This is a genomic window from Acinetobacter sp. AL9, from assembly GCF_041464035.1.
Lineage (GTDB): Bacteria > Pseudomonadota > Gammaproteobacteria > Pseudomonadales > Moraxellaceae > Acinetobacter > Acinetobacter towneri.
The window spans coordinates 1-275 of record NZ_JAYFSK010000221.1 but is presented as its reverse complement, the minus strand read 5'-3'; the positions used below and the strand labels follow the sequence as shown (position 1 = coordinate 275).

Here is a 275-nt window from a genome sequence, read left to right as displayed (position 1 = left end):
TAGTCAACCAGTGATGCAACAACTATATGAATGGCTCAACCAACATCATCTGACAGTGCCATCGAGTTCTCCCACCGCCAAGGCCATCAATTACACTCTGAAGCGTTGGCCAGCTTTAAGCCGCTATTTGGATGATGGCAATCTACCGATTTGCAATAATTGGGTCGAGAATCAGATGCGTCCCTGGGCGTTGGGGCGCAAGAACTGGCTGTTTGCAGGTTCGCTGCGCAGCGGCCAGCGAGCGGCGAATATCATGACTTTAATCCAGTCAGCAA

The 275-nt window shown here is 50.9% G+C and carries 1 protein-coding gene; it reads left to right on the top strand.

Going from position 1 to position 275, the window contains the following annotated elements; translation table 11 throughout:
* A partial coding sequence (locus tag ACEO2X_RS14425) for a transposase (RefSeq protein ID WP_371972204.1) occupies window positions 1-275 on the top strand: 275 nt, incomplete at both ends.